Genomic DNA, 25,329 nt, shown 5'->3' with positions numbered 1-25,329 from the left:
TTGGTTTCTACCATAAATGTATCTGGTTGGTTTCCATGTATGTTGCAATTTCTTTTAGATCATTACCGATAAAAGTCAGGTGCCCCATCTTACGGTTGGTCCTTGCTTCTCCTTTACCGTAATCGTGAAAATGACAACCCTCATATTGCTCGATCTTGTCAATTAGTATCCCGCGGTGCTTGCCTAGGACATTGACCATCACTGCCGCTCCGAATGTATGCACCGGAAGAAGCGGAAGACCGCAGATTGCACGGACATGTTGTTCAAACTGGGATACGTTGCAAGCCTCGATCGTGAAGTGACCGGAGTTATGCGGCCTTGGTGCCATTTCGTTGATATAGATGTCGTCTCCTTTGACGAACATCTCCACTGCGAACGTTCCGACGACTCCGATCTCATCTGCCAGCACTCGAACCGCCTCGTCCGCTTTCTGACGGACGGCCTCTGATACGTTGGCAGGGACTCTTGTTTCATGAAGGATATGATTCTTATGGATATTTTCTGCAAGCGGGAAGGTCCGGATGATTCCGTCCATGCCTCTAGTGAATACTTGAGAGATTTCTAAATCAAATAGCAGCCACTGTTCGACAATATAGATGCCGCCCTCTTTAATGAAAGAAGATAGCTCGTCCAGGCTGCTCTCATCTTCCAGCTTCAGCTGTCCCTTACCATCGTACCCCCCGCTGATCGTCTTAACGACGGCAGGGTAACCGATGCTTTCCAATGCTTCTTTGCATTGGTCATAGGATTCGATAATCCGGTATTCCGGAACAGACAAGCCTGCATCGACCGCTGCCTGCTTTTCTTTGGAACGGTTCTGCGTAACGGCGAGGGCCAGAGATCCTTGAGGCAGTTTGCCGGCTTCTTCAAACAGCTTGGCGACTTCAAGGTCGACATTTTCGAATTCGTACGTAATGACGTCACTGACTTCACTCAGTTTTTGAGCAGCTTCTTTATCGTCATAAGCAGCGATGATCTGCTCATCTGCAAGCGGTGCACACGGACAATCTTCCGCCGGGTCCATGACGGCGATTTTGTATCCCATGTGTCTGGCAGCGACCGCCATCATTCTTCCGAGCTGGCCGCCTCCAAGAATTCCGATCGTCTGACCTGGTCGAATAACCTTAGGACTCACGCAAATCCCTCCTCATTCCTTCTACTTTCTCCATCATCTGTTCTCTGTACACCGACAATCTGCCGGCCACCTCTTCATCAAAAGCTCCGATGATTTCCGCAGCAAGAAGACCTGCATTCTTTGCACCGGCACTTCCGATCGCTACAGTCGCCACAGGAACTCCTCCAGGCATCTGTACTATAGATAGAAGGGAATCCATTCCTTTCAATGCTTTTGATTCAACAGGGACTCCGATGACAGGCAGGGTCGTTTTAGAAGCAACCATTCCCGGAAGGTGGGCTGCCCCTCCCGCTCCGGCAATGATGACCTTCAACCCTCGTCCGCGCGCATCTTCTGCGTAAGTGAACATATCCTCCGGTGTCCGGTGAGCTGATATGATTTCCTTCTCGTATCCGATCCCAAGTTCATCCAGGACGGCACATGCCCCCTGCATTGTCTCCCAATCGGAAATGCTGCCCATGATTACGCCAACACTAGCCATTCATATTCATCCCTTTCTTCATAAAAAAACCTGCTCGACGCTCTCAACTAATGAGAGGAGTCGAGCAGGCACACGTGTCCCACTTGAAAGCATCCAAGCTTAAACTCCCCTCATAGTCCGGGAATTTACGGTTCCCAGGTAGAGACGAACGGGCCTTATTCCCGTCTTATATGAGGTCGCCTATGCAATTCTGCTTTCATCATATCAGGAGAAACTTGTCGATGTCAACGCAAAGTCGAACATTAAAGAAAATAAAAATACTAATCGTTCGGTTTTATTCTTTCACTGCGTGAAAAACAATCCTTTTCTCTATCGGTTCCATTACTTTTTCCCCATTTCGGGTTTCCTCCCGAAAAATCGGCTCCTCCGCCCGGCGGATCGGCCTGTAGCCTTCCCGCTTCATCCGATCGAGGCACTGGCCGATGGTTTCATTCTCCTGCACTTCAAAGCGCTTCTTGCTGTTCTTGCTGGGCATGACGTATCTTTCCTTTCTTAACGGATTTCACCCAGAACCCGCCATGGATCTGTTTCGGTTCATAAGCGACGATAAACGCTTTCGGATCGATATGACGAATCGTTTCATATAAGGAAAGCTCGTATTTCCTTGGAGTCAGAATCTGCATGGCCAGCCGATCCCCTTCCATTCCATAAGCATACCAACTCGTCACGCCGTACCCCTTATCCCGGAGCTTCCGCGTGAATTCGATATCCGGATCGGACGATATCACGTTCACTGTAATATAACCGAGAGCCAATTTCTCTTCAATCTTCATACCAACGATAACACCAAGACCATAACCAAGAGCATAGGCAAGGACATTCTCTATCTGATCCAGACGATCAAGGACGAGCCCAAGACCAAAGACGTAGGTAACTATTTCAAATGTACTGATGAACGCGGCAATATAACGACGGCCTTTCAACGTAAAAATCATCCGTAATGTAAAGAACGAAACATAGACAATGTTAACGGCTAAAATGATCACAATGAGCAATAATGGGTTTTCTAACATGGATGCATCCCCCTACTTATGTTGCAAATATAGACCCAAGAAATTCTTCTCGTCAATATTCATGCATACACTATAAACCATGGGAATGTCCATACACAATCTTTTTTTACCGCAATTAATGACAATTTACGGAGGCTGATGACATGAACCAATTCAAGGATTGGAAAACCAACATGGACCGCTTCTTCGGCCATGAATTCTGGGATGATTTCGACGGGATGATGAAGCCCCCCATTCCAGCTGTCAACATCTATCAATATGACCAGGAGCTCTTATGCTATGTGAATATTCCCGGAATGGATAAACCAAAGAACATCGACGTGCTTGTCGATCATACGACACTAACCTTAAAAGGGAAAATTTCGTTCAACAAGCGCGGCGGCAAGCAGGTCAAATCCGAAATTCCGGATGGCATGTTTGAAAGGACGATCGATCTCCCGTTCCCTGTTCGTCATGATAAAATCGACGCGACTTATCAGCACGGGCTGCTGATTATCAAGCTGCAACGTTATATCACAGATGCCACCAACCAGCGCCCTATCCAGATCCGCCACCTGGAAGAAAAGGAATAAAAGGAGAGAAGAGTATGCGGCAGCTCTCCGGATCTCCCCCTATATACTTGTCCGTATCGGGAAGGAACGAAAACCGTCTCACGGGAGCCCGCCATCACCTTTCAAAAGAAACCGCCAGCCTGCGGCTGACGGTTTCCCTCATCCTGTCTGCCTTACGCAAGGAAGATGAAGTACAAAATAAAGATAACGAACAAGAAGTACATGATCGGATGAATCTCTTTTGTTCTCCCTTTTAGAAGCATCGTAATCGGATAGAAGATAAACCCGATTGCAATCCCCGTCGCAATACTGTACGTCAACGGCATCGCTACGATTGTGAAGAAGGCCGGAACAGCAACTTCGAACTCGTCCCAATCGATGCTTTTCAAAGCAGAAGCCATCAATACACCGACGATGATCAAGGCAGGAGCCGTCACTTCAGCAGTCACGATGGACAAGAGAGGCGAGAAGAACAATGCAAGAATAAAGCACAAAGCCGTCACAACAGAAGTGAATCCGGTACGCCCGCCGGCCCCAACCCCTGCAGTCGACTCAATATAAGAAGTCGTCGTAGACGTTCCTACAATAGCACCTGCTACAGTCGCTGTAGAATCAGCAAATAGAGCTCTATCCGCTCTTGGGAGCTTGTTATCCTTCATAAATCCAGCCTGGGTCGCCACTGCTACGAGCGTTCCAGCTGTATCAAAGAAGTCAACGAACAAGAAAGTCAAAATGACGACAAGCATCTCCATCGTGAAGATATCTCCGAAATGCTCCAATGCTGCCCCGAACGTCGGCGCAACCGAAGGTGCAGAACCGACGATATCGCTCAACCCGGAAGGCGGTGCAATCAGTCCGGAAACCATACCCGCTACAGCTGTCAGCACCATACCGTAGAAAATGCCGCCCTTCATCCCCAACGCCATCAAGATGACGCTGATGACAATTCCGAAGACAGCAAGCAGTACAGGGCCTGAAGTAAGGTCCCCCATTTGAACAAGAGTCGCATCACTGTTCACGACAATTCCTGCATTCTGAAAGCCGATAAAAGCGATGTAGAGGCCGATTCCGGCACCTACAGCGAGCTTAAGGTTTCCAGGAATGGCATCGATGATTAATTGGCGTAGTCCTGTAAGAGTTAAAACGATAAAAATAAGTCCGGAAGCCAATACACCGGCAAGTGCCGTTTCCCAAGGAATTCCATAGCCAAGAACAACCGTATAGGCGAAGAAGGCGTTCAAGCCCATACCCGGAGCGAGAGCAATCGGATATTTCGCGAATACCCCCATGATTAATGTTCCGATAGCAGCTGCGATCGCAGTAGCTGTAAAGATAGCCCCTTTATCCATCCGCGTAACACCTTCAGGAAGCTGATCGATTCCATCCAACGCAAGCGTCGATGGATTGACGAACAAAATATATGCCATAGCCAGGAAGGTCGTTAGTCCTGCTATGATTTCACGACGATAGGTCGTGCCGTTCTCCTTGAATTTAAAATAATTGCGCACGTTCTTTTTCCTCCCTTTTCTTTCCCTGATCCTTCTTGAAATGCCCGGCATTCCAAGAACATGGTTGAACAAATAAAAAAGACACCCCGGGAGATTCCCGAGAGTGTCTACGAAAACGAAGGAGATGGACGAGGGCCCTGAAGTAAATTCACATAACCACAACATCCATCCACCAACGTAGTCAGACCAATTTACGGCGGTCTGGTAGAAACTCATGGGCCCTATCCCCAAAATTATACGACGGTGATACTTTATTATTTGATTCTATCTTACTAGGTCAGAAGAAGAGAGTCAAGCCTATTTCCGAACATTACACTTAATAAAATTAAAATCGTTCGCTTATTCCCATTCAATGGTTGCCGGCGGCTTGCTCGTTACATCATACACAACGCGGTTAATATGATCGACTTCGTTGACGATACGCGTGGAGATCCTCTCCAGCACATCCCATGGGATACGCGCCCAATCAGATGTCATACCGTCAATGGATGTTACGGCACGAATGCCGATCGTGTGATCATACGTACGTTCATCTCCCATGACACCGACGGACTTGATGTTAGGAAGAACTGTGAAGTACTGCCAAATGTCGCGGTCAAGCCCTGCCTTCTTGATTTCGTCACGAAGAACAGCGTCCGACTCGCGAACGATTTCCAGCTTCTCTTCCGTCACTTCACCGAGGACACGGATGGCAAGGCCGGGACCAGGGAACGGCTGGCGCCAAACGATATGTTCCGGCACACCAAGTTCAAGCCCGAGCGCACGGACTTCGTCTTTAAACAACGTATTCAAAGGCTCAATTAATTCAAATTCCATATCTTCAGGAAGACCACCAACATTGTGGTGGGATTTAATCGTCTGCGCTGTTTCCGTACCACTTTCGATAATATCTGTATAAAGCGTTCCTTGAGCAAGGAAATCGATGTCTTTCAGCTTGGCTGCTTCATCATCGAACACATAGATGAACTCGTTACCAATGATCTTACGTTTCTTTTCAGGGTCGGAAACGCCTGCCAACTTACTCATGAAACGTTCTTTAGCATCAATTTTGATAATGTTCATTTGGAATCCTTCTCCAAGGAAACGCATGACATCATCCGCTTCGTTTTTTCTAAGAAGACCGTGGTCAACGAAGATACAGGTTAATTGGTCTCCGATCGCGCGGTGAATCAAAGCGGCGACGACAGAAGAATCGACTCCTCCGCTTAATGCACAGAGTACTTTACGATCTCCTACCTGCTCACGGATTTTCTCCACTTCCATTTCAATGACGTGCTCCATCGTCCAGTCATCCGTCGCTTCACAAACGTCGAAAACGAAGCTGCGCAGAATATCGTTTCCATATTCAGAGTGACGCACTTCCGGGTGGAACTGGACGCCGTACATACGTGCATCATCATTGCTGATCGCTGCTACAGGACAGGAAGGACTTGTCGCGTCGACGCGGAAACCTTCCGGCGCTTCAATTACCTTATCACTGTGACTCATCCAAACGGTCTGCTCTTTAGGAGTTTTACGGAAGATGACCGGGCTCTCTTTAACAGTGATATCCGCTTTGCCGTATTCCCGTTCTTTCGCACGCTCTACTTTGCCGCCGAAGTGGTGCGTCATCAGCTGCATGCCGTAGCAGATTCCCAGTACTGGAATGCCTAATTCAAAGATCTGCTCATCGCAACGGAAGCTGTTTTCCCCGTATACACTGTTCGGTCCACCGGACAGGATGATCCCGCTGGGATTCAATTCCTTGATTTCTTCAATAGTCATTTTATGAGAATGAAGTTCACTGTACACTCCGAATTCACGGATTCTCCGGGTGATCAACTGGTTGTATTGACTTCCGAAGTCAAGCACTAGAATCATGCCTTTCACTTGTTCCATACTCTTCCACTCCTTATTTATGTTCGACTGCCTTCTTTCCTGCCGGCAATAAAAAAATGGATTCCCGCCTCGTCTAATATAAACGAAGGCAGAAATCCATCCCATGCCGAGACATGTCACGTGATTTCCACCTTCATAGTCAGGAAATTTACGGTATCCCGGTAGAGACTCTCGAGCCATATTCTCGAGGATATACGAAGGAAGAACGCATCTAATTGCCATTCATTCTATCAACCGCGACAAAAGTAATCAAGACAATGTCCTTTTAATTAAATTTTCCCATAATTCAGTGACTTCCGGCCAGCGCTTCATAGAGTCCCCTCCTCCATAGAGGAGACGTTCATAATGATTCGTCAGTCGGCGCATCTCGTTCGACTGATAACGCCGGTCCACCTCTTCCGCGTATTCCCGGAGGGTTTGATCCTGTTTGCGCTTCAGACCCTTATGGTGCAGCGCTTTTAACAGAAACGCATAGGCCTTCTCAAACGTATCTTCCTTATTCGTCTGACGAAGCCTGCGGATATAGAAAAAGGCAAGCAAACGATATCTCATCAAGAAAACGAGGACAGCGGCCAGAATCACAAGGACAAACAGTATGATCCAACCCCACATTCCGTTCTGCTCGGAAGATGTACCTTCCAGCGCAGCAGAATCCGAGCTGTTCTCTTCCTCTTCCATCTCCTGAGGATTTCCGGCTCCTTCCTCAGGAGTCGTCTCCTGCTCACGAGCATCGCTTTCTTCCGTCTCCGTATCCTGCTCGATATCTGTATAAAAATCGGCGTTATTGGAAAACCCTTGCGTCGGTTCGAATGGAACCCACCCAATTTCAGGGAAATAAACCTCCACCCAGGAGTGGGCATTGGCACTTGTCACTTCATAAACGTTCTGGACTTCGTTTTCTGCGAAAGGATTCTCCTCCGCACCGAGACGCTCCCCACCAGTGAACCCTTTCACCCAACGGGCAGGAATCCCTTCCGACCTCAGCAGCACCACCATCGAAGTGGAGTAGTTATCACAATACCCTACTTGTGATTCAAACAGGAATTGATCGACATAGTCCTGATTATCTCTCGGAACGGCAACATCCGTCGTCGAATATTCGAACCCGTTTGCTGCAAAGTAGGACTCCACCGCTTTGGCACGATCATACCTGTTGTCTTCCCCTTCGACAATTTGGGAGGCAAGATTCCTGACTCTGTTCGGAAGATTATCCGGAAGCTGCAGGTAATGGTCCTGAATCTCTTCCGGATCTTCCCCGTCTGCTTCCCGCAGCTGGTTGTATTCAAAGGAAGGATAGTCATAATTCAGCACATACGTATTCATCTTCGCTTCCGACCCGTTGTAAATCGTATCCATTTCCCCGGTATTTTCATGGACTGCAAGGTTATATTGCTCCGGATACTCTACAAGTCCGGTAATTCCGTATGGATAGACGAGCTTACGGAAAGGAGCATCCTCCGTCATTTGCACGAGAGCACTCTGTTCTTCGGATTCCACGGCGTTCGTGAACGTTTCAAAAGGAATCGAGGATGGGTTTACCGTGTCCACAGGCTCAGCGAGTGTATCTTCCCAGCCTTTTCCTGTGTAAGTATCCTTCGATTCGATTCGCCAATAACGATCTCCGTCCACCGTAGCACGGAACATCGGTGTATCATCCTGGACGAAGGAACCACCAAGCGAGCTGTCATCTTCCCCGTACCCTACTTTCCGGACCGTTCCACTGCCACCCTCACCGCCTGTCGCACTCTGCAGGTATGGAAGTGGATCGGGCCACTGAGGGGAAAGTTTCGGAGCTGCGTATCCTATTGCGGAAGACAGGAGGATAATTCCGATCAGGGGAAGGATCCAGACATTCGCACGCCTGAAATCCTTGAAAGGAATCTCTTCCCTGTCCATCTCTCTGGAGAAACTCGAAACACCGAGTGCCGCCATTCCAAGAATGAAGGTTCGTATGATAGCCCAATCAGCTTCATACGTTGTAAACGTATCGGTTACGGTTATAAACACTAAGGTAAGAACAACGAAAAAGAACATACGTCTTGCAATAACGAACCAGTAATACAATAAGTAACTCATTAACCACAGAAGAATAAGGAACAACAAGCTGCGAAACAGCGGCGTCATCTGCCACCATTCCTGGGAAAGCATCATCTCAAAATTGAAAACGGTTTGATCATAGAGGACCGAAAACCACTCCGGCGAGAAAATTCGTTCCGCTATATACATCCCGTCGAGAATAAAGGCAAGTCCCAATCCTTTCAGCGGGACTGAAATCCACCAAGGCACCTGCAGAAAAGAGAGAAAGAAGCAGAATCCCGCATAGAGGAAGAAGATCCTCGTATCATTCGTTTCCGAAATTTCTTCCAACGGCCGCAACCACTCACAAAACAGTAAAAAACCAATTACATATAAAGCCAGCCGATAGTAGAACGTCTGCCGGTCCTGCATCATGTACTCACCTCAAATCCAGGCTTCACAAGCTGCTCTTCCGTCAGCAGTTCCACCGTCACACCTTCTCTTTTCAACTGCTTTAACGTCTGGTGCTCCTGAAGTCCGATTCGATTGTATGGATGTACGTAATAAAAGAGAAGGCGCTTGCTCTTCTTAGCCAGTTTGACAAGAGCTACCTGCAGATCTTTATCCAGATGATGGCTGATAATCATCATCATAATTCCAGCCGGCACCTGTTTCTGTCCCCGCTCCAGTTGTTCAGCAAAAGAAGCACTCTCCATCGGACGGACTTTCGCCAAATGTGCCTGTATCTGGCTGTGATGGGAATGGTCCTGGTGAAACGGAAAGTACTTCCTCTCTCCCCCGAGAGTCATAAAAGCGAGGGGAGCGGCTTTTTTGTGGAAGGTATTCAACAGAGATGCTGTAAACTCTACAGCTCCTTCAAAGCTCAACTCGTTCATTCCTTCTTCCCGGACCGTATTCAGAATGAGCACCATGTCGACGCTCTTCTCCTGTTCAAATTCTTTTGTCATCATTTCATTTTTTCTGGCTGTCGTCTTCCAATCGACCCAGGCAAATCTGTCTCCGGGCATGTATTCCCTTACTCCTGTTACCATGTTCGTATGCTTCTCATTCAATTTGAAAGAGGGACTTGCTCCTTGTTCAAAGCTGTACACGCGCTCCTTCATTTTGACCGGACGAATAAAAGGAAAGACCAAAAGAGCGCTCGCTTCCCTGTACACGTGTTCTTTTGTGACAAAACCAAAGAAGTCCCCGGTTTTAATCCGGACGGCTTTCCATTGATGCTCGCCCCGGGGAAGCTTGTCCAATTCATATCGATAGCTGATTTTCCTTCTAAACCAGGGAAAAACGACACGCTTTACCTTTCTGTCTTCCAGAAGTGCCTCATCCCGCTCCAAATCTTTGAACTTATCAAGATGCTGATCCATTCGTTTCAAAGATTCCGGCAGGTATTCCTCGATGACGCAGTAATAGATCGGATAAGCAAACCGACGCGTCATCGTCACTTCTACTTCCACCGTTTCTCCTCCCATCGCCGTTCGTTTGGACAGGCGGCGGTCGATCTTCCAGTTGTTAATCGGATAAAGCAGGACGCCCAGCATATAAAGAAGAAAAGGAAGAAAGGCATAGAAGAGAAACCAGCTGACAAAGCCGCCTTGAAACATTGCATAGGAAAACAGGACACCAAAGAGCAGGAGGACGATCGCGAGTTTTACAGTGAAGGACACCGTTTGTCTCATTCACCTACGTTCCTGTTCACTGGAATGGATGTAGCCGTCAACAGCTGATCAATGATCGACTCGGCGCTCGCTCCTTCGAATTGTGCTTCGGAAGTAAGGATCATCCGATGGGAAAGGACATACGGAGCCAGGTACTGTATATCGTCCGGAATGACATAATCCCGGTCATGGATGAATGCATAGGCCTTCGCCGCCCGCATAAGGGCGATCGAACCACGCGGACTTACCCCGAGATACACCCCTTCATGGCTTCTCGTCCCTGTCACCAAATCTACGATATATCGGTTGACTGTCCGATCGACATAAACACGGTCGACATCTTCCTGAAGCATAACGAGCTCCTCGCGGTTGAGTACAGAAGTAATCTCCTCGATCGGATGTCCTTCCGATGTCCTTGCCAGCATTTCCATCTCCTGTTTGGCAGATGGATACCCCATTTTCATCTTGAGCAGGAAGCGGTCAAGCTGTGCTTCCGGCAGCGGATAGGTCCCTTCATATTCGATCGGGTTCTGTGTTGCCATGACAAAAAACGGATCGCTGAGCGGCACCGTATTGCCATCCACCGTAATACTCGTTTCTTCCATACCTTCCAATAAGGCGGACTGTGTCTTCGGGGATGTCCGGTTGATTTCATCTGCCAGGACGATATTACCGAGAATCGGACCGGGACGGAATTCGAACTCTAATGTTTTCGGATTATAAATGGATACACCCGTCACATCGCTCGGCAGAAGATCCGGAGTGAACTGGATCCTTTTGAACTGGCAGTCGAGCGACTTCGCCAACGTCTTTACAAGCATCGTTTTCCCTACACCGGGAACGTCCTCCAGAAGCACATGGCCTCTGGCAAGCAGAGCTACAACACTCAACAGTGCCGCCTCTTCTTTCCCAATCATGACCCGTCTCATATTTTTAAGTACTTCCGATATTTTCGGTTGATACAGAAATGTCTGCTGCGTCATTCGGTGTACCCCTTTCAAACGAACTATTTTTCTGAATTATCACGCTTATCTTTAACTATACTATATTGATTCTTAATGGACAAAAGATGCGAACATCTGGATATTATCGACAAAAAGGTCGCCCCAGCCGTCCTATGCTTCATTGGTAAAATTTATTAAATCTATTAACATTATTTACCCAATATGGTATCTTTGATTCAAGCCATCGCAAATAGAAATAAAAAAGTACGCCGCAGAAATAAGAGACGAAGGTTATAGACATATAAATAAGGTGGCAAAACAGCCCCGGCCAAAATGGCCGGGGCTGTCTGTATAGTCAGGACGATCCTGGGTCCTTCTGCTCGATATGACGGTTGATATCCTCCCAATCCGGGTGATCAGCGATGACTTTAAGGACATCTTCCATTGAAAACCCCGGGTTGCTTGGGTAAAGGTGTTCGATAATTCTTTTCACAAGCTCGAAATCTTCGCTTGTATCCACCGTCCACCGATGAGAACTGGCATTCCGCTTATATGTCACGTGGAAACTCGAGTACCGTTCAGAATGGCGGATGATGAACGGCGTGACATGTTCCCGTTCCGCCGGCTGCACCGCTTCCTTGTATGCTTCCTCCAGCGCTTGGAAAGAGAACACGCTTGTATCCATCCCCCGCGGATAAGTCCGCACCTCCGTGTTCGAACCATACTGAAACGCAGGTGCGCGGCGGACGTAAGCAGCGACGACATCGTCTATCACGTTGGGATCGATCAGCGGGCAGTCCGCTGTCAGCCTGACGACAGCGTCTGCATCGAAAGCCGCTGCCGTTTCATAGTATCTCTCCAGCACATCATCCTCCGACCCTCTGTAACAAGCCACTCCTACAGATCGGCACAGCTCGACGATCGGGTCATCCCTGACATGCTCGGTCGTAGCGATGACCAGTTGATCGATCAGCTTCGAACGCTGCATCCGCTCGATTTGATAGACAAGCATTGGTTTTCCCAGAATCGGCTTTAATACTTTACCGGGCAGACGAGTCGATCCCATCCGCGCCTGCACGATGGCGACGACTTTCACGTGACTCCTCCCTTCATCCAATCCACTTCCAGGACATCGGTGTCCCTTTTACCAGATCGGCATTGATTTTCTTCCCGAGCAGCACTTCCATATATTTCACCGGCATGCCGAATCCTGGGCGGATAGCCCGGAGATTCGACTCTGTCAACACATCACCGGCTTTCATATCTTCTGTAATATAGAGAGAGCGCCGGTATTTGCCCGACCCTTTTTCGCTGTCTGTCGGTCCGTAACGAACAGATCCGAGCGCTTCCCATGCCCGTTCCGTTTCCGTGACGAGTGCTTTCATCTCCTCCGGTTCCAGGGAGAATTGAGAATCCACGCCTCCGTCCTTACGATTTAAGGTGAAATGCTTTTCGATGACGGACGCACCTAAAGCGACACTTGCAACCGCCGCCCCTGTACCGAGGGTGTGGTCCGATAGACCGACTTGACAACGGAACACTTCTTTCATATTAGGTATGGTTCGGATATTGGAATTCTCCGGAGTTGCCGGGTAGCTGCTGGTGCACTTCAGAAGCACTAAATCCCGACAGCCGGCTCCCCGCGCAGCAGCCGTCATTTCTGCTATTTCGGCGACTGTCGCAAGCCCCGTCGATATGATGACCGGTTTCCCTGTGGCAGCGACCTTCTCGATCAATGGCAGATCCGTATTTTCAAAGGATGCAATCTTATACATAGGGACATGAAGCGATTCGAGGAAATCGACCGATGAGGCGTCGAACGGGGTACTGAACCCAATGATACCTCGTTCTCTGCAGCGCTCGAATATCTTTTCATGCCACTCCCACGGTGTATAAGCTTCCTTATAAAGATCATACAAGCGCTTGCCCTTCCACAAACTGTCCTGCTGGTTAATTTCAAAGTCTGCCCCTTTATGATCCAGCGTCATCGTATCTGCCGTGTATGTCTGGATTTTCAATGCATCAGCACCGCTGTCCGCCGCGCGATCAACGATTTCAAGGGCACGCGTCAACGATTGATTGTGGTTCCCGGACATTTCTGCGATGATGAACGGCCGATGGGCTTCACCGATATACCGATCGCCCACTTTCATCTCCATTCCTTCCCCTCCCAATCTTCCTTGAATAGTGCCAGAAGTATCACGTCAAGAAACACTCCCCCTCTGTTCCAATGGCTGCAAAGTCTTCCTTCCTGCACGAAACCAAGCTTCTCATGGTAACGAACGCTGCCTGTATTCGAAGACAGAACCTCTGCACATACTTTTTGGACGGGTTCCTGCTTAAAAATGTAATCAAGGGCAAGCTTCCCCATCTCTGTCCCTGCTCCTTTAGGCGCGGCCGGGTCTCCGATATAGAACCCCCAAAGACACCGCTTATGCACACGATCGATATCGGAAAATCGAACAAAGCCAAGCGGACGTTTGCCGGAGACGAAGATCTTCGCATGAGCCTGGGTATTTTTCTGCTCTTTCTTCATCCATTCGAGATGACTATCCCACTCAATGGGTTGATTGTTATACATATGTCGGCGGATTTCCTCTCTGTTCCGCCACGTCCAAATCTGCCTCCAGTCCTTCTCTTCCACATCTCTAAGCGTGTACTCAGTCATCAGGAGACCTTCCTGTCAAAAAGTCTGCAACGGCATGCGGTCGATGCTTCTCCATTAAAGCCCCCGCCGCTCTTGACAGATTCACGAGAAGGGACGGATCGTTCTTCAACAGGGCAAGCTGTTCATAGATTTGATCGGTCGTCACCTGCTCACTCCTCCCTAAGTATAAAACCGCTCCCCTCTCTTTAAGGGCCGATAGTACACCCGTCTGATTATCAGCAGCTTCGATGACAACAGTCGGGAGTTTCATATAACACCGCTCCCACACAGAACTCCCACCTGCACCGAAAGCTACATCTGCCTGCTGCATCAGCCGAGCCATCCGTTTCGTCTGGACGTGCAGGGACATTTTCTCCTGTTGGCAGAATTTGCGGAGCTCCTGTTTATAAGGATAAGCGCCTCCTACCACGACATCGACTTTCGGTGTATCCGCAAGCCGCTTTAACGCCTGCACAACTTTCCAAGTATCGTTATTCGGATCACTGCCACCGAAGGAAACAAGCACTCGATCAAGACGTCCCAAGCGTTCTTTACGCTTCTTGTCATAATGATAGAATTCTTCACGAAGCAAGGCATACGCAGGACCGAAAAGGCAGGTGGCGCCTTGTGGAAGGAGATTGGCATACCCCGCTTCCCCAGCCTTGTGCAAATTCTGATCGAGCAGCACACCACACCTATGAGGCCTGTCAGCCAAATCATCGATGACCATCACCCCGCCGACACGGGCAGACAAGACTTCCTCCCACCGGGCATCCAGCAGATAATGATCGACAACGAGCCAATCCACCGTTCCTATATTATCCAAAACCTGCACGCATCTAGCCGCGTCCTCCTCCCAGGACACCGGGTCTGCACCTGTGATCATATGAACATCCATACCGGCTTCCATCAGCCAATCCACAAGGTCCCCGGGACGTTTTCTGCACATAAAAAAAACATCCACCCCCTGCTTCTTCAACTGTTCGGCGAGCGTGGCACAACGCATCACATGCCCGGTCCCCAAGGAACGGGACGCATCAGCCCGGAAACCGATTCTCATGGTTTCCCTGCTTTCCCGCTGAAGTGACCGGCGACTTTTCGGACGGCTGTAATGACATCCTTCACGTCCTCGTCTGACATTCCAGGAAATAGAGGCAGTGTGAGAATGTGTTCGTACAATTCCTCCGCAACAGGGCACTGGTTCGGCCCATATCCAAGTCGTTGGTAATGAGGTTGAAGATGGACAGGCATGTAGTGGACATTCACTCCGATATTTTCCGCCCGCAGGGATTCGAACACTTCCGTCCTCAACGGAGCAAGCTTCCCACTTAAACGAAGAACATATAAATGCCAGCTTGATTTCGTATCTTTCAGCTGGCATGGGATTTCGACTCCTTCCAAGTTGCGGAAAGCCTCGTCATATTTCGCCGCATAAGCCCTTCGCAAAGTAAGGAAGCGTTCCAATTTATTCAGCTGACTGCTTCCTAAAGCTGCCTGGATATCCGTCATGCGGTAGTGATAGCCGAGGAACTGCATTTCATATTCCCAGGACTTCCGATTTTGTTCGAGCTGATGTGTGTCACGAGTGATGCCATGGGTCCGGAACAACTTCAATTTCTCATAGAAAACCGGGTTATCCGTCGTGATCACACCACCTTCTCCCGTCGTAATATGTTTGACAGGATGGAAGCTGAACATCGTCATATCACTGAACGAACCGACTTTCTTCCCTTCGTATTCCGCACCGAGAGCATGGGCACCATCCTCGATGATCACCAGCTCGTTCTCGTCGGCGATTCTTCGAAGCTCTTTATAGTCTGCCGGCTGTCCCGTAAAGTCGACAGGTATGATGGCTTTCGTTTTCTCCGTCACCAGCTTTTCCACGGATACCGGATCGATATTGTAATGAATCGGATCGACGTCCGCAAATACAGGTGTCCCACCGCTGTAAAGGACACAGTTGGCACTTGCGACAAAAGTGATCGGCGTCGTGATCACCTCCGCCCCCTCTGTCACACCGGCAGCGAAGCATGCGGCGTGCAGGGCAGCCGTTCCGCTTGAGAAAGTAACGGCATACGAAGAGCCGACATATTCCGAGAGTTCCTTTTCGAAGCGCTCGATGGTCGGCCCAGTCGTTAAATAATCACTTTTCAAGACGTTCACGACAGCGTCGATATCGTCATCATCAATAAACTGCCTGCCGTAGGCAAGCATCGAATCACGGACAGGCTTCCCCCCTACTATCGCTAACTTTCCCAATGGACCGTTCCCCTTTAAATGAGTTTAGTCGTCTTGATCCACTCTTCCGTACGACGGATGCCTTCCTCTAATGTAACGGCAGGCTCCCAATCCAGAAGTCTCTTCGCCTTCCTGTAATCACAGAGAAGTTTCGGAATCTCGCTTTGTGGATGGATATGCTCGATATGTTCAATACGCGATTCATCTTCTACGATCAATGCGGCCAGATCATTAACGGAAATGTCCCTTCCTAAACCGGCATTGACAATTTCGCCGTCCACTTCACTCTGGTACCCCGCCTCCACGACGAAACCGGCACAGTCTTCTACATACAATAAATCGCGTGTCTGACGTCCATCTCCATAAATTTGCAGCGGCAGACCATGGAGTTTGTTCTTAATGAAGATGGCCACTACGCCGCCTTCTCCTCCCGTCTTCTGAAAAGGCCCATACGTGTTGAACGGCCGGACGACTGTCACAGGGAGATCGTAAGCGTAATAATACGACAACACCATATTTTCCGCTGCAATCTTAGCGCCTGCGTACGGGGATGCCGGCTTGATCGGATCGCTTTCAGCAATCCCTTTGTCGTCCACAGCCCTGTCATAAACCATACAGGTACTCATGAATACCATTTTCACGTTACGTTTACGGCATTCTTCAAGCAGATAGAATGTACCGATAGTATCGTTATGGAACGTCGTCACCGGATCATCGATGCTATCCTGGACATTGATGCTTGCAGCCAGATGATAACAAAGGTCGATCCCCGGATAAAACAAGGCTTGCACGGTTGCTTCGTCTTTGATATCGCCATGGATGAACGCTCGAAAGTTCTTATGGGACAATAATTCTTCCATATTCTCAATACGTCCATTTGATAAATCATCCAGCACCCATACTTGGTGCCCGTCTTCCAGCAGTTTTCGGACGACCCATCTGCCGATGAAACCGGCGCCGCCTGTCACAAGAATGTTCAAAATGCACACCCCTCCCTTATATTGTCCATACATATTTCTAAGAAAAGGGCTTTATTCATAGAAAGAAGCATCTTAATTAGTCATATGATGAATGAGACCAGCCAGCCGCTTGCCGGCAGGGTGTTTTTGATTATAAGAACGGTCAAGAAACGCTTTCTCTTTGTTACGAACATATACTTTCATATCGTTCGTATGAAAGTAGGACGTGACGAGATCCGCCAGCCGCACCGGGTTGCTTTGGACTAATTTCCCAAGAATCGTATAGTATCCCGAATAGCCGGGAAATGGTTCATTCAGAATGAATACCGGTTTCTTTGCAAGCATCGCTTCCAATCCGACCGTCGAGGAGTAGGACACAACAACATCGGATAAATGAAGGAGGTCATAAAGTTGAAGACCTTGCGCGGAGAATATATAGGGATTGGATTTGACGAGACGCTGGGACTTGGAACTCGGATAGTCCTTCACGACGATATTCACTTTACTCTTCCCGTGCAGACGATCGAGGAACTTCCGCCAGCTTTTCACCTGGGAACCGCCGCGTACGATAACAAGTACCGTCTTCTTCTTCGGATCCAGCCCCAGCTGACGGACCAGCTTCGCTTTGGAGCTTTTTGCCGGCTTATGAATCAAATCGAAGCGAGGATGACCGATAATGGCAACGCCCTTCGGTTTCACCCCTTTCGATATATACCAATCCACTTCGAATCTGCCGTAAACAGCATCCACATCTGCAATTTTCGGAAGGTATCCGAATTCACCGGAAATGATGCCGTGCTGCATACAAATGGTCGGCACTCCATGTTTGGCAGCGACCATAACGAACGTTCTGCTTTCCGGATAGTGCGTAGAAGGAACGACGATGGCGGATACAGATAAAGAGCGGAACAGCTGAGTCGCTTCTTCCACACGTAAAATGATTTTACTGATTTGAATCCAAAGTACTTTTCTGAAATTGGCATCTTGATATATTGGGTGGTTTGGAAATTTCTTCAGCAATTTCGTCGCATGCAGTTTCGCCTGACTGATCGCAGATGTCCGGGGATGCTTCTGGTACGCATCGAAATATTGAACCGGTGGCGAAGCACTCTTCACCGTCTTCGAAGGTGCTTTCTTCTTCATCCGCGCACCTTTTTTCATGGCGCTCTTCTGTTTCAGCTTCTCTTCTTTTAATTTGCTTGCCTTCTCTTTTACTATAAGCGTTCGATGCTTTTGGAAATATTTCGTGTACGTTTCATTCGGAATTCTCATCAAGTTGTACACGTCATGAAAGATGATCTTGCCATTCGGTTTCTTATTCACAGGTACTTGATGACTCGCTTTAAAGTGGTTGAAAACTGCCTGCACCTGCGTAGAGTCTGTCACTCTATTACGCAGCACTTTCCTGAATGTTGCTTTCTCAAGAGCCGCCAGCACTTTAGCATTCTTGCCGATGAGACTCCGGAAGTGACAAAGATGGGCAATGGTGTACCCTTTATATTGAAGACTTTGAAAATCTTCCAAAAAATCTAGATAAGCAGACCAATAATTGCTTTCAAATATGTTCATACGAACCTCCTCTCTTTCCTGTTTACAGTAATCCCTCTTCTTTTAATAAGCGATATAATTCCTCTATGGTAATGGGAGGAAGACCGGAGGAGCTGTACGTACCCGGCTTCGCCTTCCTGGCGCTGCGATATGCTTGTTCTTTCTTGATCGGGTGCGGGATGACATACATCCCCGGGAGCTCCCATGCCGTCACCGACTCTTCCTCTGTCATCAGCTCTTCATACATTTTCTCGCCCGGACGAAGTCCGATTTCCTCAATTTGAATGTCTGTAGTCTTCCATTGATACTTCCGACACATTTCCTTAATAACGAGCGTGTAGAGATCTTCCAGGGCAATGATCGGCATCTTGAGCACAAACACTTCGCCGCCCTTCGCTTCCTTCAACGCCTGTATCGTCAAATTTGTCGCTTGATCGAGCGTCATCATAAACCGGGTCATCCGCCGATCCGTCACCGTAATTTTCTTCTTATCGACTACTTGTTTCTTAAACAGCGGAATGACGGATCCTCTGGAACCCATGACATTCCCGAAGCGTACACTGGCAAAAACCGTACGGCTGCTCCCTTTGCTGTATTCCGCCGATGTGATCAGACGTTCTGCGGTCAGCTTGGTCGCCCCATACGTATTCGTCGGGGAAATCGCCTTATCTGTACTTGTAAATACGACTTTCTCTACATCCTTTGCCAGTGCTGCCTTAATGACATTATGAGTCCCTTCCACATTCGTAAGCACCGCTTCATATGGATTGTATTCACAGGCAGGAACATGCTTCATCGCTGCCAGGTGAAACACATAATCGACATCATGCATAGCGGTATGAACTCGGTCATAATTTCTTACATCCCCGATAAGAAACCGGAGATTCTGCCTTGGACCCAGTTCATTATGCAGCTCATGCTGTTTATGTTCATCACGGCTGAATACCCGGATGACAGCAGGAGACTCCTGCAGCAACTGCCGCACGATACTGGAACCAATTGTTCCGGTACCTCCAATGATTAAAATCTTCTTTCCTTTAAAAAACATTCCATCCCTTCTTCCTTCCATCAAATCAAACTAGTGAATCATTCGGGAAATAAGGCATACTTTTATATCTCTTGACTACTATATATATTCCAAAGGAAGGACTCGGTGAAAATAATAGATTGCAGCCTACCAAAGAATTAGAAAAAGCGCTCAACCCTTGAGGTTCAACGCTTTCAACTTCAGGATGGTGACAGAAGAAAGAGGCGATCGGCAAGCATCTGTGTCTTTACAGGAATCGGATCACCTTCCTGAAAACTGATTTTGTAAAGAAACGCATCCAGCTCACGCTTCGTCAATGAAGGAAAAACATGCCGAATTTTCTCTCGGTTATCCGGCACGAAGCGAAGACGGCGTATATTAGGCACTGCAGCCTTGGGAGGAGATATACGCTTTATGATATCGAGCACATACGGCCAGGATACATCCCCTTTCGTCAGCCCGTAATACCGGGAAAAGATTCGTTCTGCTTCTTTCGAAGGAGGTGGTTTCTCATCCAGACACTTCTGCAGCTCTTTGATCGTTGCTGTACGCGTACTGATATCATTCGGGAAGTCAACATCGAATGGGGAAGAAAAAGGAACATATGCCAGCACCAATTTGTCGAGCAGGAAAGCCTCTATTCCCGTCGTACATCCATTATGAATAACAGCCTCCGCCCCGAGCAGCCAATGAATCACATTACCATCACTGATGACTCGCACGTTGGGCAGATGGTTGAAAAGCCGCTCATATGTCGTGCTGTTCTCTCCAGGGTGAGGTCGGACAATAACCGTTCGGTCGCTGCATTCTTTGCTCATCTGCCTGACCAAGGAAACAAAGGCATGAAATAAGTCCTTCATATAGGCAGTCTCCGCCGAGAGATCTCCTTCTTTTATTCCTTTATTTCCGTTATATAAGGGGAATCTAGTGTTTATTAATAGATAGTTTCCGTGTGTCTTCTTCAGCAAATCAGCCTCTTCCTGATAAATACCCCGATATCCCGGACTAAGAAGATCGAAGCGGGGATTGCCCGTGATGGTGCAGGGAACAGAAAGATTCGGATAAGCCCGTTCAATGGTATGTTTTTGATACGGACCCCAACAGCAGATATAATCAAGGTTTTTCAACTGCCCGGCACTCATCCGCTGCCTTATATACCTGGAAGCATCAGAGAAAATCAAACCTTCTTCATCCAGTTCCATAACACCGTGACCATTGGCCTTTGCAGAAGTCAACACTTTCTTCCGGTAACCCGGAGTACATCCTTTTGCAAGAAAAACGCCCGGCGGAAGCTGCATGGACGCTTCTTCCACTTTTCTATGTTCACCGATCAGCACGGAGTACCCTTCCTTCAAGGCATGATAGCCTAATAGAAGCTTGGCGTGCAGTTCCCGGGCTTTCATTTCTACAGGCAGATACAACCAATGTGTGCGTACCACATGCCTTCCCTCCCCGACCGTTTACTCCAACCGTATGAGATTGGGAATAAAAATATCCCTGATGCGGGATGCATCAGGGATATCTTCTTATTCCTGTTCTTTTTCCAATACCTTGGTACTGCGGACCGTATCGATCGGTCGGACATAATTTTCTATTTCTTCCCGCTTCGGCTCCAGCTTCGGTGGCAGAGAAAGCTTCTCGCCAAGCGTTTCATACGGCTCGTCCCCCATGAACCCAGGACCGTCCGTCGCGAATTCAAACAGAATCTGCGGTGCAACATTAGCGTACAGCGATCCGAAGTAATGGCGGTCCACAAATCCGGAGGTGCGGAATCCGAACCTCGGCAGACGGTCGATCCATTCCTGCAGCGCCTCTCTGTCCTCGACACGGAAAGCGGCATGGTGAACCGTACCGAAGCCTTGTCTCGCCGGAGGGAGAATCGTATTGTACTCAACGATCACGGCAGCGCCGTTCCCACCCTCTCCAACTTCAAACAAGTGGAAAGATCCTTCTTGATCGACTTCGCGGAACAGCAGTACCTTCTCCAGCATTTCTTTGAAATAGGTAACATTATCTACCCGCACGTGCAGAGGGCCAAGGCCGCGGATGGCATATTCCAGTGGAATCGGTCCTTTCTTCCAAGGCTGCCCCGGAGCGACGCCGTTATCCTTCTCGTCGGACACAAGCTCATACGACTGATCATCGAAATCTACGAACGGGAGCACCCTGCGCCCGAATCTCTCTTTAATGCCGCTGTGTTTCACATCCAGACGATCGAATCGTTTCACCCAGTATTCCAGCGCCTCATCATCAGGCACACGGAAGGAAGTCCTCGCTATTTCATTCGTTCCATGTGTTCCTTTCGGTATGCCCGGAAAGTCAAAGAAGGTCATATCCGTTCCGGGATTCCCTTCATCGTCGGCAAAGAACAAATGATACGTCTCAATATCGTCCTGGTTCACCGTTTTCTTCACAAGACGCATACCAAGTACGTACGTGAAGAACTCATAATTCTTTTCTGCACTACTCGTGATCGCAGTTACATGGTGAATCCCTTTTAATTCGTTCATTTCATTCCCTCCTATATCATAAAACGTACTTATTTATCTCAGTTTCAAGATAAATATATTACATGTGCCCGCTCATGTCAATCAAACGTCTTTCATACCCTGATTTACCGTAACATATCTTTTTATACAGATATGCTGAATACATGGTTGACAAGGACTGGTTCATCCTGTAAGTTTAAATCCTTACAAAGTTGATAAGGATTAAAGGTTTTAAAAAATAAAAGGAGGTCAAAAATATGGATACATTTTTTCTTCTATTGAATATAGCCATTTTATTAGGTTTTATTTTCGTACTTATCCGTATGCAGCAAAAACACGTGTCGTTCAGTAAACGCGTGTTTACAGGTTTAGGATTAGGAGTACTGCTCGGCGTGTACCTGCAGCTCGTCTTCGGAGCTGACTCCAACGTCGTTTCCCAAACATCTGATTGGTATAACATCGCGGGACGCGGGTATGTCCGCCTCTTAATGATGATCGTCATCCCACTCGTTATGGTTTCGATCATCCAATCGATCATTAACTTGGAAAAATCTTCGGAACTCGGCAAGATTTCCTTGTGGATCATCGGGATCCTGGTAGGTACGACAGCAGTCGCAGCACTCGTCGGTATCGGAAGCTCTCTACTCTTCGGTCTGGATGCAGGCGAAATCGAAGCCGGTCAAGCCGAACAGGATCGCGGTCTTTACTTAGAAGACACGCTAACAGAAGTTGCTGACTTGAGCACGCCGCAGAAAATTTTGGAATTCCTTCCTGCGAACCCGTTCCTTGATATGACGGGAGACCGTGCAACATCTACGATTGCAGTGGTTATCTTCTCTGCTATCGTCGGGATCGCCGTCCTCGGCGTCCGTCGGAAACAGCCGGAACAGGCAGCAATCTTTATCAAAGGGATCAACGCTGTTTACGCAGTGGTCATGCGTATCGTTACCCTCGTCCTTCGTCTGACGCCGATTGGTATTCTCGGTCTTATGGCAACGACCGTTGCACAGACGGATGTCGCCGGAATATTGGAATTAGGTAAATTCGTGTTAGCTTCTTACGTTGCATTAGGTGTCATGTTTGTTATCCACCTGATCTTGATCGGAGCATTCGGATTAAATCCGATGACCTATTTGAAGAAAGTCATCCCTGTACTCGGGTTCGCCTTTACTTCCCGCTCCAGTGCCGGAACGATTCCGCTTAACATCTCTGCCCAGAAGAACAGCCTCGGTGTAGATGAAGGAGTCGCCAATATGTCTGCTTCCTTCGGTGCCACGATCGGCCAGAACGGCTGTGCAGGGATTTATCCGGCCATGCTCGCTGTCATGATCGCACCGAGCGTCGGTATCGATCCACTCAGCCCCGGATTCCTGATCCAGCTGGTACTGATTGTCGCCATCAGCTCCTTCGGTGTCGCAGGTGTCGGCGGCGGGGCAACATTTGCAGCCTTGATTGTCCTTTCTTCCATGAACCTGCCGGTCGCGCTTGCCGGACTATTGATTTCCGTGGAGCCGCTGATCGACATGGGACGTACAGCACTTAACGTCAATGGATCCATGACGTCAGGGACCCTTACTTCCCGCGTATTGAAAAAACTGAACACCGAACGGTTTAACGATAAGAACGCCGTTGAAAAAGATATTGCAGTCTAACACCAAAGAAGCACGGTCCCCTATAAGGAACCGTGCTTCTTTTCTATTTACACAATAACACTCAAAAATAAAACCGCCGTGCATACAAGCCCTGCGGGTCTCTAGTTGTCTACAAACTTAAGCGTTTAAGAATCTATATGGAATTCAATACGACCTTTTCTTCCTCAAGTGTAAACTCACCTTACCTGTAACTAAGTAAAGGAGGTCAATTTCGGTAGAGGGTGGTGGGAAATGGGCAGACTTCGAAGGGCTCACCGGCCGCCCCGTGGAAAGCGTCCCATTCCCCGGAGCCCGATCTCTCCTCCACCCTTAAAATAAAACCGCAGTGCATACAAGCACTGCGGTTTTTATACTTTCCTTATTTCTTAATAAGCAAGTCCGAAAAGACCTTTGATGTGGGAAAGATAGCGGACGTTACTCGCTTCTTTCATAACAGAAGCAGGAAGTCCTTTCAGTGGTGTTGCGTTGCCACCTACAGAAGCTACCGCATCTTTACGGCCAAGACTTGCAAGCGTACCTGAGTTAACAGGGCTGAACTCTTCGAAGTCTTTCTTGTTCAAGTAAGCGTATAGGTTGTAGCCGATCAGCTCACCCATCTGCCAAGCGATTTGGGCAGTTGGCGGTTGAGGACGCTCCTCACCCGGTTTGAAGTAAACAGCGCTGTCTCCGGCAACGAATACGTCTTCGTGAGAAGTAGACTGAAGGTAGTTGTTGACCGTTGCACGGCCGCGGTTGACTTCCAAGCCTGATTCTCCGACAAGCGGATTCCCTTGGACTCCACCAGTCCATACGAATGTGTTTGTAACGATCTTCTGACCATCTTTCAATTCGACAACGTTTCCTTCTACGTTCGTGACAGGAAGGTTCGTCAGGAATTCCACGCCGCGCTTCTCAAGGCTTTCCGTTGCACGCTGGATCAAGTTGTCCGGAAGCATCGGAAGGATCTTAGGCATAGCTTCAACAAGCTTAAGCTTGATGTCAGACGGGTTCACACCGTATTTACGGGCAAGTTTCGGAGTTTCGTCAGCAAGTTCACCAACAAGCTCAACACCTGTAAGTCCGCCGCCGCCGATAAGGATCGTTGCATCAGCTTCGTCCTTCGTTTGCGCATACGTACGAATACGATCTTCTACGTGGTTACGAATACGGTTGGCTTCTTCCGCAGACTTCAATACCATGCTGTTCTCTTCCAGACCAGGAATACCGAAGTAAGCTGTCTTACTTCCAAGTGCTACAACAAGTGCATCGTAAGTAAGCTCGGAGCCATCATCCAGTTTGATTTGCTTGTTATCTACAGAGAAGGACTCTACTGTAGCGATCTTGATATCAACAGACTTATCTTTAAGCAGTTTCTCAAGTGGAAGAGCTGCTGCTTTTTCAGAGATGTTACCCGCTGCAAGACGGTGCAGTTCCGTAATGATTTGGTGAGTAGAGAATTTGTTGATCAGCGTGATGGACGCTTCTGATTCACTCATATATTTGCGGACATTTTGAGCAGCCAGCAATCCGCCGTATCCGCCGCCTAGAATGACTATGTTTTTTGACATGTTGGTTCCCCCATTTCCAG

Annotated in this window: 22 protein-coding genes and 3 riboswitches; of the genes, 2 read left to right on the top strand and 20 right to left on the bottom strand. The window is 48.4% G+C overall.

Going from position 1 to position 25,329, the window contains the following annotated elements; all coding sequences use genetic code 11:
• Positions 1 to 7: 7 nt before the first annotated feature.
• The 4 genes from purK to M662_RS03095 all read right to left on the bottom strand — a co-directional run bounded on the left by purK (position 8) and on the right by M662_RS03095 (position 2,629).
• Positions 8 to 1,135 carry a 5-(carboxyamino)imidazole ribonucleotide synthase gene (purK, locus tag M662_RS03110; protein WP_026578747.1) on the bottom strand — a complete coding sequence of 376 codons (1,128 nt, stop codon included), beginning with the start codon at positions 1,133 to 1,135 and terminating at the stop codon, positions 8 to 10.
• On the bottom strand, positions 1,125 to 1,616 hold the full coding sequence (gene purE, locus M662_RS03105; protein ID WP_026578748.1) for a 5-(carboxyamino)imidazole ribonucleotide mutase: 492 nt from the start codon (positions 1,614 to 1,616) through the stop codon (positions 1,125 to 1,127). Before purE ends, purK begins: the two co-directional genes overlap by 11 nt.
• Before the next feature lie 93 nt (positions 1,617 to 1,709).
• Positions 1,710 to 1,810, bottom strand: a riboswitch (purine riboswitch).
• 80 nt (positions 1,811 to 1,890) lie between these two features.
• Positions 1,891 to 2,091, bottom strand: a complete 201-nt coding sequence (locus tag M662_RS03100) for an NETI motif-containing protein (protein ID WP_026578749.1) — start codon at positions 2,089 to 2,091, stop codon at positions 1,891 to 1,893.
• Positions 2,060 to 2,629: a DUF2179 domain-containing protein gene (locus tag M662_RS03095; RefSeq protein ID WP_008633569.1), complete on the bottom strand. Its 570-nt coding sequence runs from the start codon at positions 2,627 to 2,629 to the stop codon at positions 2,060 to 2,062. Before M662_RS03095 ends, M662_RS03100 begins: the two co-directional genes overlap by 32 nt.
• 143 nt (positions 2,630 to 2,772) lie before the next feature.
• Between M662_RS03095 and M662_RS03090 the strand changes: the two genes are divergently transcribed.
• Positions 2,773 to 3,201, top strand: coding sequence for an Hsp20/alpha crystallin family protein (locus M662_RS03090; protein ID WP_008633570.1), 429 nt, complete (start codon positions 2,773 to 2,775; stop codon positions 3,199 to 3,201).
• 152 nt (positions 3,202 to 3,353) lie between these two features.
• Here M662_RS03090 and M662_RS03085 read toward each other — a convergent pair whose 3' ends face one another.
• The 15 genes from M662_RS03085 to M662_RS03015 all read right to left on the bottom strand — a co-directional run bounded on the left by M662_RS03085 (position 3,354) and on the right by M662_RS03015 (position 22,131).
• Positions 3,354 to 4,688, bottom strand: a complete 1,335-nt coding sequence (locus M662_RS03085; protein ID WP_026578750.1) for an NCS2 family permease — start codon at positions 4,686 to 4,688, stop codon at positions 3,354 to 3,356.
• A 158-nt stretch (positions 4,689 to 4,846) separates the two neighbouring features.
• A riboswitch (purine riboswitch) is annotated at positions 4,847 to 4,949 on the bottom strand.
• 78 nt (positions 4,950 to 5,027) lie between these two features.
• Complete coding sequence (guaA, locus tag M662_RS03080; protein WP_008633576.1) at positions 5,028 to 6,566, bottom strand: glutamine-hydrolyzing GMP synthase; 1,539 nt, start codon at positions 6,564 to 6,566, stop codon at positions 5,028 to 5,030.
• Positions 6,567 to 6,682: 116 nt separating this feature from the next.
• Positions 6,683 to 6,784: riboswitch (purine riboswitch) on the bottom strand.
• Between the two features lie 31 nt (positions 6,785 to 6,815).
• The gene (locus M662_RS03075; protein WP_152413305.1) at positions 6,816 to 9,017 is read right to left on the bottom strand and encodes a transglutaminase TgpA family protein; all 2,202 of its coding nucleotides are present in this window, start codon (positions 9,015 to 9,017) and stop codon (positions 6,816 to 6,818) included.
• Positions 9,014 to 10,279 carry a DUF58 domain-containing protein gene (locus tag M662_RS03070; RefSeq protein ID WP_026578751.1) on the bottom strand — a complete coding sequence of 422 codons (1,266 nt, stop codon included), beginning with the start codon at positions 10,277 to 10,279 and terminating at the stop codon, positions 9,014 to 9,016. The genes M662_RS03075 and M662_RS03070 overlap by 4 nt, the downstream gene beginning before the upstream one ends.
• Complete coding sequence (locus M662_RS03065; protein ID WP_008633584.1) at positions 10,276 to 11,241, bottom strand: AAA family ATPase; 966 nt, start codon at positions 11,239 to 11,241, stop codon at positions 10,276 to 10,278. Before M662_RS03065 ends, M662_RS03070 begins: the two co-directional genes overlap by 4 nt.
• A gap of 316 nt (positions 11,242 to 11,557) precedes the next feature.
• Positions 11,558 to 12,298, bottom strand: a complete 741-nt coding sequence (locus tag M662_RS03060; RefSeq protein ID WP_026578752.1) for a cytidylyltransferase domain-containing protein — start codon at positions 12,296 to 12,298, stop codon at positions 11,558 to 11,560.
• Between the two features lie 13 nt (positions 12,299 to 12,311).
• Positions 12,312 to 13,361 (bottom strand): pseudaminic acid synthase, encoded by a 1,050-nt coding sequence (gene pseI, locus M662_RS03055; protein ID WP_026578753.1) that lies wholly within the window; start codon positions 13,359 to 13,361, stop codon positions 12,312 to 12,314.
• The gene (pseH, locus tag M662_RS03050; RefSeq protein WP_008633591.1) at positions 13,352 to 13,870 is read right to left on the bottom strand and encodes a UDP-4-amino-4,6-dideoxy-N-acetyl-beta-L-altrosamine N-acetyltransferase; all 519 of its coding nucleotides are present in this window, start codon (positions 13,868 to 13,870) and stop codon (positions 13,352 to 13,354) included. Before pseH ends, pseI begins: the two co-directional genes overlap by 10 nt.
• On the bottom strand, positions 13,863 to 14,909 hold the full coding sequence (gene pseG, locus M662_RS03045; RefSeq protein ID WP_051348992.1) for a UDP-2,4-diacetamido-2,4,6-trideoxy-beta-L-altropyranose hydrolase: 1,047 nt from the start codon (positions 14,907 to 14,909) through the stop codon (positions 13,863 to 13,865). Before pseG ends, pseH begins: the two co-directional genes overlap by 8 nt.
• Positions 14,906 to 16,063 carry a UDP-4-amino-4,6-dideoxy-N-acetyl-beta-L-altrosamine transaminase gene (pseC, locus tag M662_RS03040; protein ID WP_152522248.1) on the bottom strand — a complete coding sequence of 386 codons (1,158 nt, stop codon included), beginning with the start codon at positions 16,061 to 16,063 and terminating at the stop codon, positions 14,906 to 14,908. Before pseC ends, pseG begins: the two co-directional genes overlap by 4 nt.
• Positions 16,064 to 16,122: 59 nt before the next feature.
• Positions 16,123 to 17,067 carry a dTDP-glucose 4,6-dehydratase gene (locus M662_RS03035; protein ID WP_008633594.1) on the bottom strand — a complete coding sequence of 315 codons (945 nt, stop codon included), beginning with the start codon at positions 17,065 to 17,067 and terminating at the stop codon, positions 16,123 to 16,125.
• Positions 17,068 to 17,139: 72 nt separating this feature from the next.
• On the bottom strand, positions 17,140 to 18,615 hold the full coding sequence (locus M662_RS03030) for a hypothetical protein (protein WP_026578755.1): 1,476 nt from the start codon (positions 18,613 to 18,615) through the stop codon (positions 17,140 to 17,142).
• Between the two features lie 22 nt (positions 18,616 to 18,637).
• Positions 18,638 to 19,642, bottom strand: coding sequence for a UDP-N-acetylglucosamine 4,6-dehydratase family protein (locus M662_RS03025; RefSeq protein ID WP_008633596.1), 1,005 nt, complete (start codon positions 19,640 to 19,642; stop codon positions 18,638 to 18,640).
• Positions 19,643 to 19,821: 179 nt separating this feature from the next.
• Positions 19,822 to 21,060, bottom strand: a complete 1,239-nt coding sequence (locus M662_RS03020; protein ID WP_026578756.1) for a surface carbohydrate biosynthesis protein — start codon at positions 21,058 to 21,060, stop codon at positions 19,822 to 19,824.
• A gap of 87 nt (positions 21,061 to 21,147) precedes the next feature.
• Positions 21,148 to 22,131, bottom strand: a complete 984-nt coding sequence (locus M662_RS03015; RefSeq protein WP_026578757.1) for a ring-cleaving dioxygenase — start codon at positions 22,129 to 22,131, stop codon at positions 21,148 to 21,150.
• A gap of 236 nt (positions 22,132 to 22,367) precedes the next feature.
• Here M662_RS03015 and M662_RS03010 point away from each other — a divergent pair, with 236 nt between their 5' ends.
• The gene (locus M662_RS03010) at positions 22,368 to 23,762 is read left to right on the top strand and encodes an L-cystine transporter (RefSeq protein ID WP_026578758.1); all 1,395 of its coding nucleotides are present in this window, start codon (positions 22,368 to 22,370) and stop codon (positions 23,760 to 23,762) included.
• A gap of 365 nt (positions 23,763 to 24,127) precedes the next feature.
• Here M662_RS03010 and M662_RS03005 read toward each other — a convergent pair whose 3' ends face one another.
• Complete coding sequence (locus M662_RS03005) at positions 24,128 to 25,309, bottom strand: NAD(P)/FAD-dependent oxidoreductase (RefSeq protein WP_008640430.1); 1,182 nt, start codon at positions 25,307 to 25,309, stop codon at positions 24,128 to 24,130.
• Positions 25,310 to 25,329 lie beyond the last annotated feature (20 nt).

Source organism: Bacillus sp. SB49 (assembly GCF_000469135.2).
GTDB lineage: Bacteria > Bacillota > Bacilli > Bacillales > Halobacillaceae > Halobacillus.
The sequence above is the reverse complement of the archived record's forward strand: the minus strand, read 5'-3'. Positions and strand labels throughout refer to the sequence as shown.

What these genes read in the sequence shown, in the direction of transcription:
- purE (WP_026578748.1), bottom strand. Translation starts at nt 1,616, where the DNA reads ATGGCTAGTGTTGGCGTAATCATGGGCAGCATTTCCGATTGGGAGACA.
- M662_RS03100 (WP_026578749.1), bottom strand. Translation starts at nt 2,091, where the DNA reads ATGCCCAGCAAGAACAGCAAGAAGCGCTTTGAAGTGCAGGAGAATGAA.
- M662_RS03095 (WP_008633569.1), bottom strand. Translation starts at nt 2,629, where the DNA reads ATGTTAGAAAACCCATTATTGCTCATTGTGATCATTTTAGCCGTTAAC.
- M662_RS03090 (WP_008633570.1), top strand. Translation starts at nt 2,773, where the DNA reads ATGAACCAATTCAAGGATTGGAAAACCAACATGGACCGCTTCTTCGGC.
- guaA (WP_008633576.1), bottom strand. Translation starts at nt 6,566, where the DNA reads ATGGAACAAGTGAAAGGCATGATTCTAGTGCTTGACTTCGGAAGTCAA.
- M662_RS03075 (WP_152413305.1), bottom strand. Translation starts at nt 9,017, where the DNA reads ATGATGCAGGACCGGCAGACGTTCTACTATCGGCTGGCTTTATATGTA.
- M662_RS03070 (WP_026578751.1), bottom strand. Translation starts at nt 10,279, where the DNA reads ATGAGACAAACGGTGTCCTTCACTGTAAAACTCGCGATCGTCCTCCTG.
- M662_RS03065 (WP_008633584.1), bottom strand. Translation starts at nt 11,241, where the DNA reads ATGACGCAGCAGACATTTCTGTATCAACCGAAAATATCGGAAGTACTT.
- pseI (WP_026578753.1), bottom strand. Translation starts at nt 13,361, where the DNA reads ATGGAGATGAAAGTGGGCGATCGGTATATCGGTGAAGCCCATCGGCCG.
- pseH (WP_008633591.1), bottom strand. Translation starts at nt 13,870, where the DNA reads ATGACTGAGTACACGCTTAGAGATGTGGAAGAGAAGGACTGGAGGCAG.
- pseG (WP_051348992.1), bottom strand. Translation starts at nt 14,909, where the DNA reads ATGAGAATCGGTTTCCGGGCTGATGCGTCCCGTTCCTTGGGGACCGGG.
- pseC (WP_152522248.1), bottom strand. Translation starts at nt 16,063, where the DNA reads ATGCTTGCCTACGGCAGGCAGTTTATTGATGATGACGATATCGACGCT.
- M662_RS03030 (WP_026578755.1), bottom strand. Translation starts at nt 18,615, where the DNA reads ATGAACATATTTGAAAGCAATTATTGGTCTGCTTATCTAGATTTTTTG.
- M662_RS03025 (WP_008633596.1), bottom strand. Translation starts at nt 19,642, where the DNA reads ATGTTTTTTAAAGGAAAGAAGATTTTAATCATTGGAGGTACCGGAACA.
- M662_RS03015 (WP_026578757.1), bottom strand. Translation starts at nt 22,131, where the DNA reads ATGAACGAATTAAAAGGGATTCACCATGTAACTGCGATCACGAGTAGT.
- M662_RS03010 (WP_026578758.1), top strand. Translation starts at nt 22,368, where the DNA reads ATGGATACATTTTTTCTTCTATTGAATATAGCCATTTTATTAGGTTTT.
- M662_RS03005 (WP_008640430.1), bottom strand. Translation starts at nt 25,309, where the DNA reads ATGTCAAAAAACATAGTCATTCTAGGCGGCGGATACGGCGGATTGCTG.